The organism is Mesorhizobium sp. AR07, assembly GCF_024746815.1.
Lineage (GTDB): Bacteria > Pseudomonadota > Alphaproteobacteria > Rhizobiales > Rhizobiaceae > Mesorhizobium.
Window position 1 is genome coordinate 607,352 of the sequence record NZ_CP080525.1, and the last position, 16,796, is coordinate 624,147.

Genomic DNA, 16,796 nt, shown 5'->3' on the forward strand with positions numbered 1-16,796 from the left:
ACAGGACAGAACGGCCAGCCATGCGCGCGGAAACGCAGAATATTGTCGACGAGATCAGGCAGGCGATTACCCTGCTGAGGAGGCATCTTTGACTGGGATCAGGCCATAAAGCGGCTTGAATACCTCAATGTGCGTGCCGAGGACGCCAGCCTCTGGAACGAACCGCTGGAAGCGCAGAAGCTGATGCGCGAACGCCAGGGCCTCGAGGAAGGTATCGCCTCGGTAAAAGGCCTGACGCAGGCGCTGGAAGACAATATCGGCCTGATCGAGCTCGGTGAGGAAGAGCGCGATGAGGGCGTCATCGCCGAGGCCGAGGCCGCGATCCGCTCGATGCAGGGCGAAGCGAAGGCCCGCCAGGTCGAGACGCTGCTGTCGGGAGAGGCCGACGCCAACGACACCTACCTCGAAGTCCACGCCGGCGCCGGCGGCACCGAAAGCCAGGACTGGGCCTCGATGCTCTTGCGCATGTACACGCGCTGGGCCGAGCGGCGCCGCTTCAAGGTCGAAGTGCTGGAAATGCATGACGGCGAAGAAGCCGGCATCAAGTCCGCCACGCTGATGATCAAGGGCCACAACGCCTATGGCTGGCTGAAGACGGAATCGGGCGTTCATCGCCTGGTGCGCATTTCACCCTACGACAGCAATGCGCGTCGGCACACCTCGTTCGCCAGCATCTGGGTTTACCCGGTGATCGACGACACGATCGACATCGATGTGTCCGAATCCGATGTCCGCATCGATACCTATCGCTCGTCAGGCTCGGGCGGCCAGCACGTCAACACCACCGATTCGGCCGTGCGCATCACCCACCTTGCCACCGGCATCGCGGTCGCCTGCCAGGCCGAACGTTCCCAGCACAAGAACAAGGCCAAGGCCTGGGAGATGCTGCGCTCGCGCCTCTACGAGGAAGAGTTGAAGAAGCGCGAGGCGGTCGCCAACGCCACCGAAGCGTCGAAGAGCGATATCGGCTGGGGTCACCAGATCCGCTCCTATGTGCTGCAGCCCTATCAGCTGGTGAAGGATCTGCGCACCGGCGTCGAAAGCACCAGCCCGTCGAGCGTGCTCGATGGCGACCTCGACGATTTCATGGAAGCCTCGTTGTCGCAGCGCATCGAGGGCGGTGCGGGTGAAGCGGTGGCGGATATTGACTAGGCCTTAGAACCGCGGCTTCACACAGACCTGGATTGGACGATGGCGCGCAAGCTTGTCGGAAAATGCCTGTGCGGCGCTGTGCAATACGCCGTTCGGGACGAGTTTGTTTACGCGGCCAACTGCCACTGTTCCAATTGCCGGAGAACCACGGGTTCGGCCTTCAAGCCGTTCGCAGGCATCGAGCGCGAAAAGCTTGCCTTGAGCGAAGGCGAGGACAAGCTTCTGGTCTTTGGCGACCAAAGCGGCCATGACGCGCACTGCGGGCTATGCGGCTCATTGATCTATTCTCTTGTGCGCGAAGGGACCTTTTTCCATGTCGCCATGGGCACCCTTGTCGACGATCCGTCCATTCGCCCGACCGCGCATATTTTCGTCGGCTCGAAGGCCGGCTGGTTCACCATCACCGACGACCTGCCGCAATATGAAGAGCATGTGGTCTGAGCTGTCGACGAATAGGCGTCTGCCGGCCACGTAGCAATTTCTTGCGGCGACTCACATTTGCGCTCACCATCACGGCATTGAGGGGAGACAAAAGCATTTATGGCCGGGCGCGGCATATCTGCACGCTGACGATCTGGCCGCTGGGAAGACACGTTCCGGGAACGGGCAAGCGAAACGCTTGAACCTCGTTTGAAAGGAACGTTCCCATGTTTGCCGCCAGTTCCAGATCGGCCTTCGCCGTTCAATCGGTTGGCCAGCTTCTCATCCCTCTGTGCGCAACTTTTGCGATCGTGGTCCTAACGGCGCCGGCGTCGGCGCATGACGCCAAGCCGACCGCGGCGAAGCCGCAAGGCTGGAGCTATCCGTTCGCCTGCTGTGCCAACTACGATTGCCATGAAGTGTCGCAGACTTCGATCAGCGAGCGCCCGGAGGGCTATGTCATCAAGGACACCGGGGAGGTGTTGGCTTACAGCGACAGACGAATCAAGGATTCGCCCGACGGCGAATTCCATTGGTGCGCGCATGAAGCCGGGCTCGATGCCGGCAAGACCATCTGCCTGTTCGTGCCGCCATCGTCCTACTAGACGGTTTCCAGTCTGGATTTCGGCGAACGGGTTAGGCCGGCGCGTCGTTTTCGGGACCGCGCCAGCGTGTCTGGCGATCTGCTGACAGACAGTTGTCAGGAGCGCCTCTTTATGCTGCTCTTGCCGCACGAGGCGGCGGGCGACTGAGGGAGTTCGTTGATGACCATCAAGGCAAGCTGTCATTGCAAGGCGACGACATTCGAGGTTTCGCAGGCACCGCGGACGGTGACGCAATGCACCTGTTCGTTCTGCTCGAAACGCGGCTCGCTCTGGGCCTACTACATCCCGTCGCAATTCAAGCTCACCAGCCCACCGGAGAACGTTTCCGTCTACCAATGGGGGTCGAAAACCGTAAAGCACGGTTTTTGCGCGACATGCGGTTGCGGCACCTTTACGCAAACGCCGGACTGGTCGACCGGCGAGCCGGATTTCGACAATCCCAAGATCAGCGTCAATTCGCGGCTGTTCGATGATTTCGATCTCGACAAGGTCGAGGTGGTGGTCATCGACGGCAAGAATCTCTGGTAGCCTCGCCATGAGGCCAACCCGGTGAATTGGCACCGGGGAAAAGCCGTTGCGGGCGCTTTTGCCGTTCCGTATTTCGCCGCAATTCATGGTACAAGTCGCGGGAAGGGCTGATTTGGCGCCATCGCAATGGCGTGACTTGGAGAGGGACGATCCTATGAAAAAGACTGTGCTCGTCGTCGTGGCGACGGCTGTGCTCGTGAGCGCCTGCACCACCACCGATCCGTATACCGGCGACCAGAAGATTTCCAACACGGCAGCGGGTGCCGGCCTTGGCGCCCTGGCTGGTGCCAGCCTTGGCCTGCTTGCGGGCGGCAACGACCGCCGCAACGCGCTGATCGGCGCCGGCATCGGCGCGCTTGCAGGCGGTGCCATCGGCGCCACCATGGACCAGAACGAGGCCGAACTGCGGCGGCAGCTCCAGGGCACCGGTGTCAGCGTCACCCGCAGCGGCGACCAGATCATCCTCAACATGCCGTCCGACATCACCTTCAACGTCGATCAGGATGCGGTGAAGCCCGGCTTCTACCAGGTGCTGAACTCGGTCGCGCTGGTGCTGAAGAAGTTCAAGCAGACCACGGTCGACGTTTTCGGCCACACCGATTCGACCGGTGGCGAGCAGCACAATTTCGATCTGTCGCAGCGTCGCGCGCTGGCCGTCGCCAACTATTTGTCGGGCCAGGGCGTCGATCAGCGCCGCTTTGCCGTCACCGGCTTTGGCAAGACACGCCCGGTCGCATCCAATGCCACGGCCGAAGGCCGCGCCCAGAACCGCCGCGTCGAGATCCAGCTGTCGCCGCTCACCTGAGCAAGGCCGGATTGAACACAAAAACGGCCCCGCGTGGGGCCGTTTTTGCGTTGCGAACCACTCAAAACATTCGCGTCAGCCTGCGGTCACCGCTTCGCCGAGGATGGAGCAGATGCGTGAGATCGCTTCATCCGGAAGATCGGTCCAGCAGGGCAGTCCCAGTTGAGTCGCGACAAGCATCTCGGTGACCGGCAGCGGCGCTCTGGGAAAATGTTCGAAGGCTGCGTGCCGATGCAGACCGCCACCCCACCACCGGCGAACACCAATTCCTGCGTCCATCAGCGCCGTGAGTGTCCGATCCATCGAGCCGATGGGCAGGCCGACAGTGACTGTGGAGGATATCCACCGTTCACCGAATCCATCCGGCAAGCTCAGCCCGGAAATCGAGCCCAGCCAGCGGCGATAGCCTGTGGCAACGCGTCTGTAGGCGGCCCGCGTGTGTGGCCAGGCCTCGAGTGCGGCGAGGCCGACGGCCGCGCCATACTCGCTGAGCTTGCCATTCAACGCCGGCGCGGCCGCCTCGCGCGAATTTGCAAAACCAAAATTGGCCCCCTTCATAATTTCGTCGATCAGGGCGCCGTCATCGGACGCAATGAAGCAACCTTCGCCAATGCCGAGTGCCTTGGTGGCATGCAGGCTGACGACCGCGGGAACCCGCGATGGCGTCAACGTGTCGAAGGCCGCGGCCGCGTCGATTGCCACGGCAAGACCGGTATCGCCCTTGAACCGATCCCAGTTCGCAGCGCCCAGCGGGCCGCCGAACGGCATGACCGGCATGACTGCTCCGACCTTGCCGGGAGCCTGGCGCAGGAGTTCCGCCGCCGCCTCGGGCAACAATTGCTGGGTGTTCGGGTCCACGTCGACAAGCCAGGGAACGAGCCCTGCAAGGACCGCCGCGTGCGCGCTGGCGGCGAAGGTCCAGGACGGCATCATGCAGAGACTGCCCTTCGCCGGTTTCTGCGCCATCAATGCCAGTGCCAGCCCCAGCGTTGCGTTTGCCAGGCACACGACATGGCCAGCCGCGATCCGAGCCCTGAGAGCTTCCTGGAAGCGCTGATTCAGCGAACCGTTGTTGCTGTACCAGCGGTTTGCGTCGATCTCGCGCAGATAGGGCAGGATATCGTCGGCCGTCGGCAGGCGCGGACGCGCGACCGGGACATCAGGCGCCGGGTCGGGATCGGCATCCCACAATTTGCTCGTCATGAAGCTTTGCGGCCGTCGGTAATCTTGCTCAGATAGAGATCTTCATTGGCGGGCAAAGGTCGCAAGGTTTCGGGCCGGCTGCTGCCGATCTGGAAACTGATGCTGGTCTGCGAGATGGTGTAAAAATGCCAATGATCGGCGCAAAGAAGCACGAAACTGGCGAATGATATCGCCTCCCGGCCACAGAGACGACGGTTGCGGCGCCAGTGCCTGACATAGGCGCTGCCAAGCGATATCGCGCGTCGCTTGGCAAGGAGGGTCCCAACAAGGCGGGCGGCCATCAGCGCAGCGCCAGCCAGCTCCGCGAGCCGGCTCACGCCGGAACGCTTTCTTCCAATCAGGGTCGCCTGGGATGCCCGGCTGCGACGGAAACCCGGTGATCCGGCATAGCCATTCACCAGGCGATCGAAATAGGCGTCCGGCTCGTACAGACGCCGCACCAGCCTGTCGTAGCCGGCCTTGAGGGCGTCGCGTGTCATGCTCTTGGGATGAAAGCTGACATGAGGGTCGCTGAGATCCAGCCGGCCTTCGGTTTTCAGCCGGTCGTAAAGTGGCGTCGTCGGAATCGGGCACAGGATGGCTACCGACACCAGCGCGATGCCACTTTGCTGGATGAACTCGAACTGCTCGCCGAAGATCGCTTCGTCATCGGCGTCGAATCCAACGATGAAGCCAGCCTGAATCACCAGCCCCTTGTCGCGGATGCGCTGCAACTTCTCGATCATGGAGTCGCCGCGGACGTTCTGAACCTTCCTGGTTTCGGCCAATGACGAGGCGCGGGGCGATTCGATCCCGACAAAGACCTGGCGGAAATTGGCCAGCCGCATCAGGTCGAGCATTTCCTCATCGTCGCCCAGATTGATGCTGGCCTCGGTGGAGAAGACCAGCGGATAGTTGTTTGCCCGCTGCCAATCGATCAGAACGCGCAGCAGTTCCTTGGCCTTGGCCTTGTTGCCGATAAAATTGTCGTCGACCAGGAAGCAGGTGCTGAAACCCGCCTTCACGATCGCCTCGAACTCGAGGACCATTTGCGCGGGCGACTTTAGGCGCGGGCGACGACCGAAAATCGTTATGATGTCGCAGAATTCGCACAAGAAGGGACACCCCCGCGAAAACTGCAGCGATGCCACCATATAGCGTCCCGATTTCAGCAGGTCGTATCGCGGTGTCGGGACTGTCTCCATGTTCGTTTTGGCGTCTTGCTCATAACGCCGTTGGACTGCCTCACCCTGGGCGAAAGCCGTCAGGAAGCGCGGCCATGTCTCCTCGGCTTCGCCGACGAAGCGCACGTCGCAGCGATCGACGAATTCCGATTCAGCTACGGAGACGTAGGGACCGCCGACCACCGCGGTAACCGGAAGGTCACGGAGCCGGTCAAGTATTTCGAACATGCGGTCGCGCTGCACGATCATGCCGGTCACGCCAACGATGTCGAAGTCGCCAATATGCTCGAAATCGATGTCCTCAACGTTCTCGTCGACCAGGACGACGTCGCAATGGTCCGGAGCAAGGGCCGCCAGTGCCGGCAAGGAGCCTGTCACGATCCAGCTGCGCTTGCCGCCGGGTAGAATGGAAAGGACTTCATCGCGGGTCCAGATGGAAGGATGGAAGCGCGGATTGATGAGACAAACGCGAAGACGGCGCGGCGAAGGGAGGTGCGAACTGTGCATCGTGTTTGAGCCGATCCGAGCGGAGATTTTGGGGGCAGCGTTTCACGCCGTTGACAGCGTGGTATACAAGGCCGTGCCGAACGTATACGGCAATTTCATGAGACATTACAATTGACTGATATTAGCCCGTATGACGCACTCGTGGCTCACTACGAGGCGTGTTTTGCGCGCCACGGAGATACCCCTAAAGGGGTCGACTGGCCCGATGCCGAGGGGGCAGCGACGCGTTATCGCATCATGGCGGAGGTGGTGCGTGAGCGCGGCCCAGTCGATCTGCTCGACTTCGGCTGCGGCGCCGGTCATTTCCTCGACTATCTGCGTAAGACCGATCGCAAGGTGCGATACCGGGGGCTCGATCTGTCGGCGCGGTTCGTTGACCTGTGCCAGCGTAAGTATCCCGGCGTGGCCTTTGATTGCCTGGACGTGATGCAGGGCGGGGCGGCTGTGCCCGAGGCCGACTACATCATCATGAACGGTGTCTTCACGGAGCGCTGCGGCATCGCCTACGAGACCATGTTCGATGCCATGACCGGATTGCTGGCAAAGGTGTTCCCGCACGCACGCAAGGGAATAGCCTTCAACCTGATGTCGAAACACGTCGACTGGGAGCGCGAGGATCTCTTTCACGTGCCCTATGACCGGATCAGCCGCTTTGTCGTCGGTCAATTGTCGCGCCATCACGTCATTCGCGCCGACTACGGACTCTACGAATACACTGTTTACGTCTACAAGGCCGCCGCATGGCCGGACGGTCAGCGATTGGCGACGAGCGGCCAAGAATAACAACGACATAGAGGCGCAGGGGCAGCATGGCGGATGTGATTATTTTTGGGGCAGGTCAGCTCGCTGAAGTTGCCAAGGCCTATCTCGACAGATTCGGCGACGATCGCGTCGTCGGTTTCACCGTTGACGAAGACTTCCTCACGCAAACTGAATTCAAAGGCCTTCCCGTGGTCGCCTGGGAAAGGCTTGAGGAGCACTTTCCGCCTGATAGGGTCAAGCTCCTCGGTCCGCTCAGCTACCAGAACCTCAACGAGTTCCGCCGCGATAGGCATAGGGAAGGCAGGGCGCGTGGATACGGCTTTGCACGCTTTATCCACCCCTCGACGCACAATATGGCAGAGACTGTTGGCGATAACTGCTTCATCCTCGAAAACTGCACGCTGCAGCCATTTGTCCGCCTTGGTGAGGGGATCATCATCTGGAGCGGCAGCCATGTGGGTCATCACTCCACCGTCGAGGACTTCTGCTTCGTGTCGTCGCAGGTGGGCCTGGCGAGCGGCGTCCATATCGGCACCTGCAGCCTGATTGGTGGCCAGGCCGGCATCGATAACGGCGTCACGATCGGCGCGGGAAGCTATATCGAGTCCCGTTGCAAGATCGTGCGCGACGTGCCGCCCAACAGTGTGGTTCGTCATCCCTCGGACTTGCCGAAGCCCTATTCCAGCGCGCGTATCAGGTCGATGAAGTTCCGCTGATGCCCGACCATCCGAGGAAATGGACCCGGCAGGGGTTGCTGATGCCGGTAAGAGCGGGGCATGGGTGGTGGGCCAGTCACGCCCAGTCCCCAACGGTCCTCGCTCTTTCGCCTCGGCTGTGGCGCATCTATTTCGCAGGACGCAACAGCGACAACCGGTCATCCATTCTGGCCGTCGATGTCGACCCGCAAGACGGCATGCGTGTGTTGGACGAGCATCTCGATCCCATGCTGGGTTGGGGGCCGCCAGGAACCTTCGATTGCTCGGGGCTGGCGCCATCCTGCGCGCTGATGGTTGGTGGGTGCGTGCATCTCTATTATTCCGGTGTCTATCCACGCAACGATGTCAGCTTCCAGATCGCCATCGGGCTCGCCATCAGCGATGATGGGCTGAGTTTCAAGAAGGCATTTGCCGGTCCGGTCCGGGGTATTGGTCCGACAGATCCGTATTTCGTGTCGACGCCCTTCGTCGGAACGACCGAGTACGGCTATCGCATGTGGTATGTCAGCGGCACCGGCTGGGCGCAGACAAACGGCGTTTGGGAACCTGAATATGTCCTGCGCAGCTGTGATTCATCAGACGCCATTGTGTGGGAAGCGCACTCGATCGCCGTCCCCTCTGACGACCTTGGTGACGGTATCAGTCAGACGCGCCCCTGGATCACGCATGAGGCTGGCGGCATGCGCCTGTGGTACAGCCGGCGCGGGCGGGACTTTCGCGCCAGCGGCAACGAAGCTTACCGACTGTTTTCCCGCCGCATGGACGCCCGGGAGGGAACCGTCGGCGAAGCCGAGCCTGTGATCTTCAGCAATCCGCCGGCCGCCGGCGAATTCGACAGCTCGATGCAGGCTTATTGCTGCGTCATGCAGCGTCCCTCCGGCGACGTGATGTTCTACAATGGCAACGGATTCGGCGAGGCCGGCATCGGCTGGGCAACGCGCGATTTGACATGAGCAGGCCCAAATGACTTTCGAATTTCGCATCCCGATCCTGCCCGAACAGGAGTTTTTTTCGAACGTCAAGCTGGCTGCCTTGTCGCTGGCCAGCCTCGGCGGCGCCTATGCCACCGCTCCCATCGTGGTCTCCGTCGGGGGGCATACCGGCGCCAGCGAAGTCTGTGCCGTCAATCGATGGTCATCGGCCTATCCGGTGACGTGGCGTCCCGTGCCTCACGCTGTCAGTGACAGAGGCTTTTCCTCGGGCTTTGACCGTTATGTCGAACCGCCACGCGGCGATGTCATCATCCTTGCCGATGCCGACGCCTGCCTGATGCGCCCGATCGACGGCCTTCTGCAAAGCATGCGCGACGCCGAACGCCCCAGTGTTGCCGGACTGCCGGCGCATTTCTCGCCATTCTCGAGAAATGGCGCGGAAAACGACGCCGCGTGGCGCCAGCTTCTCAAGGCATTCGGCTTCGGCGACACGCCCCTGAACTGTCGATATTCCCAGTCGCCGGATGAAGCGTTCGGCGGCTGCCCAGGCTATTTCAACTATGGTTTCGTCGTCTTCAACAAGACGGCCTTCACAGCGATTCAGCCTTTGATCCGTCCCCTGACGGAGCGTGTGCTGGACTATTTGAAGGACAAGCCCTCCATCTTCTTTTCGGGCCAGATCGCACTGTCATTGGCGATCCTGACGGTCGGAGCCGATCCTTTGCCGCTCGGGCCGGAGTACAATTGCCCGAACTCGGACGAGATGCTGGCGTACGGGCTGCGCGACCCGGCCGATATCCGGGTGCTGCATTATCTTCGCCGAGAGCAGTTCGACCGTCACAGCTTCCTGTGCAACCGCGACGAATTCGACGCCTTCTGCAACAAGTCCTTCGCGTCTCCGGTGCTGCAAGCGTTCCAACAGCATGTGCGAAGCCTGCCCTACCCATTCTATGAAGAGGGCGCACGGCAGTGACGGGCAAGCGCACCATTGCTGTCATGCAACCGTACTTCTTCCCCTATGCGGGCTATTTCCGCCTGATGGCGGCGAGCGACATCTTCGTTCTGTTCGACGATGTCCAGTTCCCGCGCCGGGGCCGGGTGCATCGTTGCGAAATGACAGCGGGCCACTGGCTGACATTGCCACTCGCGCCGATGCCGTTCGATACGCTGATAAAGGATCTGCGCTGGGCGGACGACGCCCGAACCACCCTGGACAAGCGGCTGGCCGTCTTCGACCTGCCGGGCCGAGTGACAGCGCCGGCGATGGAGCCAATCGGCAGCCATCTGACCGGGTCCCTTGATGACGTGACAGACTTCCTCGAGGAAGGTCTTCGGCTAACGGCCGGTGCGCTCGAGCTCAAAGCTGATATCGTGCGCAGTTCCAGCCTCGGCATCGATCCTGGCTTGCGTGGGCAAGCCCGCGTGATCGGCATAGTGCAGGCGCTCGGCGGCCAGCGCTACATCAACGCTTCGGGCGGACGCAGCCTCTATGCGGCTGACAACTTCCGGCAGGCGGGCATCGATCTTCGATTTCTCGTGCCTTATGCAGGGCGGTTCCCGCACATCCTGCCGGCCTTGTTTGGCAACGACCTCGCCGATCTTCGCGACGATATCCAAAACACTTGCCAATGGGCTCCGTGATCGTTTGCCGATCACGGGACGGCTATTTCAGGCGGCGCCGATCAGACCTTGGCGACGATCCGCATGAAGGCCGGCATGTCGTCGCCGAAGCCGACGGTGGCGTCATTGTCTTCCTGGTGGCGGTGGCGGGCAGGGCGGTTGCCGTCGCGCTGCGGCCTGGTATCGCCGCGTTCCGGAGCGCGCTGCTCGTTGCGATCGGATGATTTGCGTTCGGTGTTTTCCGAGCGGATCGCATCCTTGCGCACGCGCCGTTCACCGATCTCGGCGACTTCGACCTCAACCACCACAGGCTGATCCTCGCGCACCGCTTCCGGCGCCGCCTCTTCGCTGCGCCTGGCGTGGCGTTCGCGTGGCTTGCGCTCGCCCCGGTCCTTGCGATCGTCATCCTTGCGGCCGGCGCGGCGCGGTGCGCCTTTGCCGCGGCGCGGGGCGTCGTCCTCGCCGCCCTCGCTGGCGACCACTGTCGACAGGTCGCCATCATGCCACTCGATCTTGTTGCCGATCAGCCGTTCGATGGCGTCGATGTATTTGGTGTCGGACTTGGTCGCGATGGTGAAGGACTTGCCCGAGCGCCCTGCGCGGCCGGTGCGGCCGATGCGGTGAACATAGTCCTCGGCATGAATCGGCACGTCGTAATTGAAGACGTGGCTGACATCGGGGATATCGAGGCCGCGCGCGGCGACGTCGGAAGCGACCAGATAGCGAAGCTTGCCGTCGCGGAAATTGGCCAGCATCTGCATGCGCGCCCGCTGGTCCATATCGCCATGCAGCGCGCCGGCGTCGAAATCATACTTCAGCAGCGAGCGGAACAGCTCCGACACCTCGACCTTGCGGTTGCAGAAGATGATGGCGTTCTTCAGCTCCGCGTCTTCGGCCTTGATCAGATTGCGCAGCGTCTCGCGCTTGTCCCAAGGCTTGGAACCGGACTTGACCAGCCGCTGGATGATGTTGGCGGCCGCCGACGCGGCCTTCGAGACCTCGACGCGGACCGGCGCGTGCAGGAACTTTTCGGTGAGCTTGGTGATTTCCGGCGGCATCGTCGCCGAGAAGAACAGCGTCTGCCTGGTGAACGGGATCATCTCGCAGATGCGCTCGATGTCGGGAATGAAGCCCATGTCGAGCATGCGGTCCGCTTCGTCGATGACGAGGATTTCGACGCCGTTGAGCAGCAGCTTGCCACGCTCGCGGTGGTCGAGCAGGCGGCCGGGCGTCGCAATCAGCACGTCGGCGCCGCGCTCCAGCTTCTTGTCCTGTTCGTCGAACGAGACACCGCCGATCAACAGCGCGATGTTGAGCTTGTGGTTCTTGCCGTATCTGATGAAATTCTCTTCGACCTGCGCGGCGAGTTCGCGCGTCGGCTCCAGGATCAGCGTGCGCGGCATGCGGGCGCGAGCCCGGCCCTTTTCGAGGCGGGTAAGCATTGGCAGCACGAAGGATGCCGTCTTGCCGGTGCCGGTCTGGGCGATGCCCAAAATATCCTTGCCGAGCAAGGCGTGCGGGATTGCACCAGCCTGGATCGGCGTCGGCTGAGTGTAGCCGGCATCGGTGACTGCGGAAAGGACCTTCGGCGACAGGCCGAGGTCTGCGAAGGTCAACGCTTCTTGAGCGGTCGTGGTGTCTGAGGACAAGTGTTGTTGTCTTTGGCTGGTTCGGGGAAGCGCAACGGCGTCTGTCGCGGCAAGCGCCACGCGCCTGCAAGATTGGTATTGCGATTAGGCGCAAGCCCGCGATTTGTCAACAGAAACGGGCGGCAATGGCACGATTGTGAAATTGTAACCTTAATCGGGATGCTTAATCGGGGTGTCGGTCGCTGTGCCGGCTCAGTAGCGGAACTGCTCGGCGAGAATGCGTTCGTTCCAGGAATGATTGGGGTCGAACAGCAACGTCGCCGTCGCCGTCGGCGATTCCCTGACCGTTACCGAGGTCACCGCCTTGACCTCGGTATGGTCGGCGGCGGCGTTCACCGGCCGCTTTTCCGGTTCGAGGATGTCGAAGCGCACCGTCGCCTTGTTGGAGAGCAGCGCGCCGCGCCAGCGGCGCGGGCGAAACGGGCTGACCGGGGTCAGCGCCAGCAGCGGCGCGTCGAGCGGCAGGATCGGCCCGTGCGCGGAAAGATTGTAGGCGGTGGACCCAGCCGGCGTCGCGATCATGACGCCGTCGCAGCTCAGCTCCTCGAGCCGGACCTGCTCGTCGACGGTGATGCGGATCTTGGCCGTCTGATAGGATTGGCGCCAGAGCGCCACCTCGTTGATCGCCAGCGCCGAAACCGCTTCGCCTTCCGAGGTCACGGCCAGCATCTCCAGCGGGCGGATCGTTTCGGCGACGGCGGCCGCGAGACGCTCGGTGAGGCCACCGGAACGATATTCGTTCATCAGGAAACCGATGGTGCCACGGTTCATGCCGTAGACCTTCTTGCCCGTCCCCATCGTGTCACGCAGGGTCTGCAGCAGGAAGCCGTCACCGCCGAGGGCGACGACGGTCTCGGCATCCTCGACGGAGGACTGTCCATAACGCGCCGACAGGCTTTCCAGCGCCGTCCTGGCGTCAGCGGTGTCGGATGAGACGAAGGCGATGCGGCTGGCGGCTTTGCTCATGGCTTCCCGATGACGACCGTTGGCGGCGGCCGGTTGCCGGGTCGCGCCAGCGCCGGGGTAGCATGCGCGGGCACGTCTGCAAAGAGAGCGGCTATCCCGGCTGCAAGACGATCGCAGAACGGCGAGATGCGGATCCGCCGTTCGCGTAACATGTCAAAGGCGACGCGAATGTGATGGTTAAGGCCGGGCTTAAACTCTCGTAAAGCCGGACCAGTCATGTTAGCCGACAATGGATGGGTGGCGTGGGGCCTAGCCAGTCGAGGCCGACATATTGCCGGTAGCACGCCTTATCATCGTCTTTCTGATGCTGGGAAGTTTCGCGCTTGTCTTCGCCGCACTGGTGCGCCAGTCCGAAGAGATGAGCTTCCGGCCTCAGCCCATGGCGTCGCGCTGCGGTGATGCAGCCGGAGCGCCATGCCCGCAAAGGGCGCTGTAACTCCCGAAGACATACTGATCATCTGCCCATGGCCGGCAGCGTCGGCGTCCTGCCGACGCAGAAACCGGCGGCTCACTGCGTCACCACCTGCAAATTGGCGTTGCCGTAGAATGTGTACGCAAGATAGGTCGGGTCGCCGGTCTCATAGAAGCGCTTGCGCACCACTTGCAGCATCTCGGCGAGATAGACCGGTCCGTCCTTGAGCCGGGCGCTGATGCCACTGTAGAAATCGCTCGAGAAGGCAGCCGCCGCGCGGTCGGTCAGCGGCCACATGCCGCCGATGAAGCCGGACGCGCCGCCGGCCAGCACCGCCGGGCCCCAGCCCTGCACGAAGCCGCCGAGTATCCGGGACTTGCCTGTGTCGCAGGCATTGAAGAAATAGAACGGATTGCCCTTGCCATGCGCGGCGCTGACCAGTGCGCGCCAGGTATCGGGGTCGAGCGACTGGTCGACGAGGTCGATGGCAAACACTGGCCGGCCGCTGCTCGGCTGGTTGACCTCGCCGTGGCCGGAAAAGTGGATGAAGCCTGTCGAGACCTCGCCAACCAGTTTTTCGAAAGAGACGAAATCGCCATCGAAGCGGCGATAGCCGGCGAGCTTGCTCAGCGCGCCGATCTCGACCTCTTGGAACGGCAGCGACTGCTTGTCGACATAGGACGGAGCGACAGCGGCGACACCGGTGAAAGCCATGCGGTCGAGCGGATTGTCGACCTGCGAGGACGTGCTGCGCGGCGCCCAGCGCGCCAGCCGGTAGCTCATGCCGAGGAAGTCGTCGCGGGTTGCGCCGTCCGCGCTTTGCGGGCGGATCAGCTCCCATGGCAAGGTGGGGCTGTTTGAGGTGATCTGGATCGAATGCAGTTCGCCCTTGTCGCGCAGCGACCAGAACACATCCTTGAACGCCTCCGGCACATAATCCCGGTAAAGCGCGTCGCCAAAGCCTTCAGCGGCGAGCGTGACGAAGCGCTTTTGCGCGCCCGGATCGCTGCTTTCGGCAGGCTGCTGCAGCGACACCGCGCCGCGCAGACTGAGGCCGAGCTGCAGCAGCCGCCGGTATTCGGAGTCCAGCCATGCCGCCATTTGTGGTGGCGTCGAGAAGGTGTCGGTCACCGGGCCGGCCAGATGCGGCGAATGGATGATGATCTGGCCCGGGCCTAGGCCGCTTGGGTCGTCATAAAGGATGGTGACATCGAGATCGGGGACGTCGTCGGGGCTGGCATTGCCAAGCTGGACGCTGCCTGTCAGCGCCGGCTGCGGCGGGGCTGAGGCGAGCGTCAGCATGGCAGGTGCCGCGGCGCGACTGGCTGCGGTACCCTCGGTGCCGGCTTCGACGGACGCCGTTCGACGAACGATGACGGGTCGCGACGCTGACCCGAGGAAACGGCCGGCGCTGTAGATGCGGGCGATGAACTGGGCGGACTTGCTGTCCTTTGCAATGGGGCGCGCCTTGAGGTCGAAGCGGACAAAATCGCTGTCGCCTTGGCGGTAAAGCGTCGTTTTCCGGCTCCATTTGCCGCCATCGGCGAGGTCGAAGCCAGAAGCGAAGAGATCGATGTCGATCGGCCAGGTATCGGTTCCCGCCGGCATTGCCATGGCCAGCGCGCCGTCAGCCGTCACCGTCGAGCCGGGCGCTGCCTTCACCGTCACTTCGGGCGTCAATTGCTCCTCGGTCAGCGCGATCGACACGGTCACCGTCTCGCCGGCGACGATCTCGTCGGGCGCATCGATGGTGGGATGGCGCACGATTTCGACCGGATTGTTGCCGACAGGTGGAGAAAGCGCAGGGGGAGGCGCGTCCAAAGGCGGCGTCGATGGCGCATCGGCGGTCGTTGGCGCAATGACAGGCGGCGGGGCTGGCACTGGCGCCGGGGCGGGCGGCAATGCTGTCGCAGGTTCTTGGGATGCCGCCGTGTCAGGCGGCGGGGCTGGTGGCTCCATGGCCGGCGGCGCGTCGGCAGGCGGGGTGGGTTCCGTGCCGGCGGCTCCGCCGTCGCTCTGATAGGTCTCGCCGAGATTGCTTTGCGCCGCCGCCGCAGCCTTGGCCGCGTCTTCCTGATACTTTCTCTGCTCTTCGTACTGCCGCCGGGCCTGCTCCTCATATTGCTGGCGCTGCAACTCCTGACGTTTGTATTCTTCGTATTGAGCCGTCTCATCGGCGCCATTTCCCGTCGAGGCATCGGGATTGCCGGACCCCGGCGCGACATCCATCGGGGGCTGCTCCTGGCTGCTGCCATCGAAGCTGCCGGAGCCATACGCGCCGCCGGCGGGACCCGATGCGTCACTGCCGGAATCGTAGCTTCCCTGTGGGCTGCCATAGCCACCGCCGTCGGCGCCGCTCTGCACCGGCGGCGGTGCCGGTTCGGGTGAGGCCGGTTCCGGCGGCGCCTCGATCGGTGCAGGTGGTGCCGGTGCGGCGGCGACCGGCTCGCGCGGCGTCGGCACAAAATGGCTGTCCGCCGAAAGGCCATGGGCCACCCACGGCCATTGCGCACCGAGCGTCTTCTCCGCGACGGTTTGTGTGACAGAGGCGAGTATGGTGCCGATGTCCACGCCCCGTCTGGTCAGCGCGGCCGTGAGCGCATCGGCAAACACCGTGGCCGGCCTGTTTTCGTTCAGCGCCACGCTTCCCGGCTTGGCGGAAAAGGCGACGATGGCGCTGGACGGCGGACCGACCGCCGTCAGACCTTGCATCACACCCGGTGTGGGGTTGTTTGCGTCACCGGGATCATCCAGCAAAACCACTTTCAATGTCGGTGTGGCCTCGAGCGCTTGCATGAACAGATCGAGAGGCAGCGCTGTCTGGTCGACCGCTTCCCTTGAACCGGTCCGCGCGCCGCGCGTCAGCAGATAGTTCCGGTTGTCGGCCTGAGCCGTATGGCCGACATAGTAGAAGATACCGACTGCGTCCGGATTGGCCAGCGACTTGGCGAAGTCATACATGGCGCGCGCCACATCGGCGCGGTCGCCATCGGACATTTGCCGGACGGTGAAGCCAAGCGATCGCAGGCACGCCGCTACGAGTTCGGCGCTGAGCCCCGCGTTGGCAATGGCCGGCGCGCCTTCATAGGTCGGATTGGCGACGACCAGCGCGATGCGCTCCTCGCCGCGCGCGGCGGAAAAGAACGTCATGGTCATCAGCAGCACGGCCGCCAGAAACAGGCGCATGACCTTGATCCAAGCCCCGCAGGCCGCTGCGATCGCGCCACGGCTTGCCCAATTCATCAATGGCCTCGTCCTTGACCATATCATGACGGTCTCACCGGCGCATCGGCCGCATCATCACCGTTGCAAGCCGAGGTTCTGGCGGCAAAAAGATATTGACTGTATATTTAGTC

At 62.8% G+C, this 16,796-nt stretch carries 15 protein-coding genes; 10 read left to right on the plus strand and 5 right to left on the minus strand.

Annotated features, from left to right (window positions below; translation table 11 throughout):
• Positions 1-20: 20 nt before the first annotated feature.
• From prfB to BPNPMPFG_RS03200, 5 genes are all read left to right on the plus strand, one after another.
• A protein-coding gene (prfB, locus tag BPNPMPFG_RS03180) for a peptide chain release factor 2 (protein WP_258593218.1) occupies positions 21-1,152 on the plus strand; the annotation gives its coding sequence in 2 pieces (ribosomal slippage) (positions 21-86 and positions 88-1,152; 1,131 coding nt in all).
• A 39-nt stretch (positions 1,153-1,191) separates the two neighbouring features.
• On the plus strand, positions 1,192-1,593 hold the full coding sequence (locus BPNPMPFG_RS03185; RefSeq protein WP_258593219.1) for a GFA family protein: 402 nt from the start codon (positions 1,192-1,194) through the stop codon (positions 1,591-1,593).
• A gap of 206 nt (positions 1,594-1,799) precedes the next feature.
• Complete coding sequence (locus BPNPMPFG_RS03190; RefSeq protein ID WP_258593220.1) at positions 1,800-2,177, plus strand: hypothetical protein; 378 nt, start codon at positions 1,800-1,802, stop codon at positions 2,175-2,177.
• A 159-nt stretch (positions 2,178-2,336) separates the two neighbouring features.
• Positions 2,337-2,705 (plus strand): GFA family protein, encoded by a 369-nt coding sequence (locus BPNPMPFG_RS03195; protein WP_258593221.1) that lies wholly within the window; start codon positions 2,337-2,339, stop codon positions 2,703-2,705.
• Positions 2,706-2,859: 154 nt separating this feature from the next.
• Positions 2,860-3,510 carry a YiaD family glycine zipper/OmpA-like lipoprotein gene (locus BPNPMPFG_RS03200; protein WP_258593222.1) on the plus strand — a complete coding sequence of 217 codons (651 nt, stop codon included), beginning with the start codon at positions 2,860-2,862 and terminating at the stop codon, positions 3,508-3,510.
• Positions 3,511-3,585: 75 nt separating this feature from the next.
• Here BPNPMPFG_RS03200 and BPNPMPFG_RS03205 read toward each other — a convergent pair whose 3' ends face one another.
• Together BPNPMPFG_RS03205 and BPNPMPFG_RS03210 are read right to left on the minus strand one after the other, a co-directional pair.
• Positions 3,586-4,713, minus strand: a complete 1,128-nt coding sequence (locus BPNPMPFG_RS03205) for a DegT/DnrJ/EryC1/StrS family aminotransferase (protein ID WP_258593223.1) — start codon at positions 4,711-4,713, stop codon at positions 3,586-3,588.
• Entirely contained in the window at positions 4,710-6,254 is a 1,545-nt protein-coding gene (locus tag BPNPMPFG_RS03210; RefSeq protein ID WP_258593224.1) for a B12-binding domain-containing radical SAM protein, read from the minus strand. Before BPNPMPFG_RS03210 ends, BPNPMPFG_RS03205 begins: the two co-directional genes overlap by 4 nt.
• Before the next feature lie 270 nt (positions 6,255-6,524).
• On the opposite strand from BPNPMPFG_RS03210, the gene BPNPMPFG_RS03215 reads away from it, so the two are divergent.
• The 5 genes from BPNPMPFG_RS03215 to BPNPMPFG_RS03235 are packed head-to-tail and all read left to right on the plus strand — an operon-like array spanning position 6,525 to position 10,434.
• The gene (locus BPNPMPFG_RS03215; RefSeq protein WP_258593225.1) at positions 6,525-7,166 is read left to right on the plus strand and encodes a class I SAM-dependent methyltransferase; all 642 of its coding nucleotides are present in this window, start codon (positions 6,525-6,527) and stop codon (positions 7,164-7,166) included.
• A gap of 26 nt (positions 7,167-7,192) precedes the next feature.
• The gene (locus BPNPMPFG_RS03220) at positions 7,193-7,861 is read left to right on the plus strand and encodes an acetyltransferase (RefSeq protein ID WP_258593226.1); all 669 of its coding nucleotides are present in this window, start codon (positions 7,193-7,195) and stop codon (positions 7,859-7,861) included.
• A 41-nt stretch (positions 7,862-7,902) separates the two neighbouring features.
• Positions 7,903-8,814 carry a hypothetical protein gene (locus BPNPMPFG_RS03225; protein WP_258593227.1) on the plus strand — a complete coding sequence of 304 codons (912 nt, stop codon included), beginning with the start codon at positions 7,903-7,905 and terminating at the stop codon, positions 8,812-8,814.
• 10 nt (positions 8,815-8,824) lie between these two features.
• Positions 8,825-9,766: a glycosyltransferase gene (locus BPNPMPFG_RS03230; RefSeq protein WP_258593228.1), complete on the plus strand. Its 942-nt coding sequence runs from the start codon at positions 8,825-8,827 to the stop codon at positions 9,764-9,766.
• Positions 9,763-10,434 carry a WbqC family protein gene (locus BPNPMPFG_RS03235; protein WP_258593229.1) on the plus strand — a complete coding sequence of 224 codons (672 nt, stop codon included), beginning with the start codon at positions 9,763-9,765 and terminating at the stop codon, positions 10,432-10,434. The genes BPNPMPFG_RS03230 and BPNPMPFG_RS03235 overlap by 4 nt, the downstream gene beginning before the upstream one ends.
• Positions 10,435-10,475: 41 nt before the next feature.
• Here the strand turns inward: BPNPMPFG_RS03235 and BPNPMPFG_RS03240 are convergent, their stop codons facing one another.
• From BPNPMPFG_RS03240 to BPNPMPFG_RS03250, 3 genes are all read right to left on the minus strand, one after another.
• The gene (locus BPNPMPFG_RS03240; RefSeq protein ID WP_258593230.1) at positions 10,476-12,062 is read right to left on the minus strand and encodes a DEAD/DEAH box helicase; all 1,587 of its coding nucleotides are present in this window, start codon (positions 12,060-12,062) and stop codon (positions 10,476-10,478) included.
• 192 nt (positions 12,063-12,254) lie between these two features.
• Positions 12,255-13,028: an NAD kinase gene (locus BPNPMPFG_RS03245; RefSeq protein WP_258593231.1), complete on the minus strand. Its 774-nt coding sequence runs from the start codon at positions 13,026-13,028 to the stop codon at positions 12,255-12,257.
• A 508-nt stretch (positions 13,029-13,536) separates the two neighbouring features.
• On the minus strand, positions 13,537-16,683 hold the full coding sequence (locus BPNPMPFG_RS03250; RefSeq protein ID WP_258593232.1) for a caspase family protein: 3,147 nt from the start codon (positions 16,681-16,683) through the stop codon (positions 13,537-13,539).
• Positions 16,684-16,796: the final 113 nt, after the last annotated feature.

Excerpts from the sequence above, each read along its gene's own strand:
- BPNPMPFG_RS03200 (WP_258593222.1), top strand. The coding sequence starts at position 2,860 with ATGAAAAAGACTGTGCTCGTCGTCGTGGCGACGGCTGTGCTCGTGAGC.
- BPNPMPFG_RS03250 (WP_258593232.1), bottom strand. The coding sequence starts at position 16,683 with ATGAATTGGGCAAGCCGTGGCGCGATCGCAGCGGCCTGCGGGGCTTGG.
- BPNPMPFG_RS03225 (WP_258593227.1), top strand. The coding sequence starts at position 7,903 with ATGCCGGTAAGAGCGGGGCATGGGTGGTGGGCCAGTCACGCCCAGTCC.
- BPNPMPFG_RS03195 (WP_258593221.1), top strand. The coding sequence starts at position 2,337 with ATGACCATCAAGGCAAGCTGTCATTGCAAGGCGACGACATTCGAGGTT.
- BPNPMPFG_RS03245 (WP_258593231.1), bottom strand. The coding sequence starts at position 13,028 with ATGAGCAAAGCCGCCAGCCGCATCGCCTTCGTCTCATCCGACACCGCT.
- BPNPMPFG_RS03205 (WP_258593223.1), bottom strand. The coding sequence starts at position 4,713 with ATGACGAGCAAATTGTGGGATGCCGATCCCGACCCGGCGCCTGATGTC.
- BPNPMPFG_RS03185 (WP_258593219.1), top strand. The coding sequence starts at position 1,192 with ATGGCGCGCAAGCTTGTCGGAAAATGCCTGTGCGGCGCTGTGCAATAC.
- BPNPMPFG_RS03190 (WP_258593220.1), top strand. The coding sequence starts at position 1,800 with ATGTTTGCCGCCAGTTCCAGATCGGCCTTCGCCGTTCAATCGGTTGGC.
- BPNPMPFG_RS03230 (WP_258593228.1), top strand. The coding sequence starts at position 8,825 with ATGACTTTCGAATTTCGCATCCCGATCCTGCCCGAACAGGAGTTTTTT.
- BPNPMPFG_RS03220 (WP_258593226.1), top strand. The coding sequence starts at position 7,193 with ATGGCGGATGTGATTATTTTTGGGGCAGGTCAGCTCGCTGAAGTTGCC.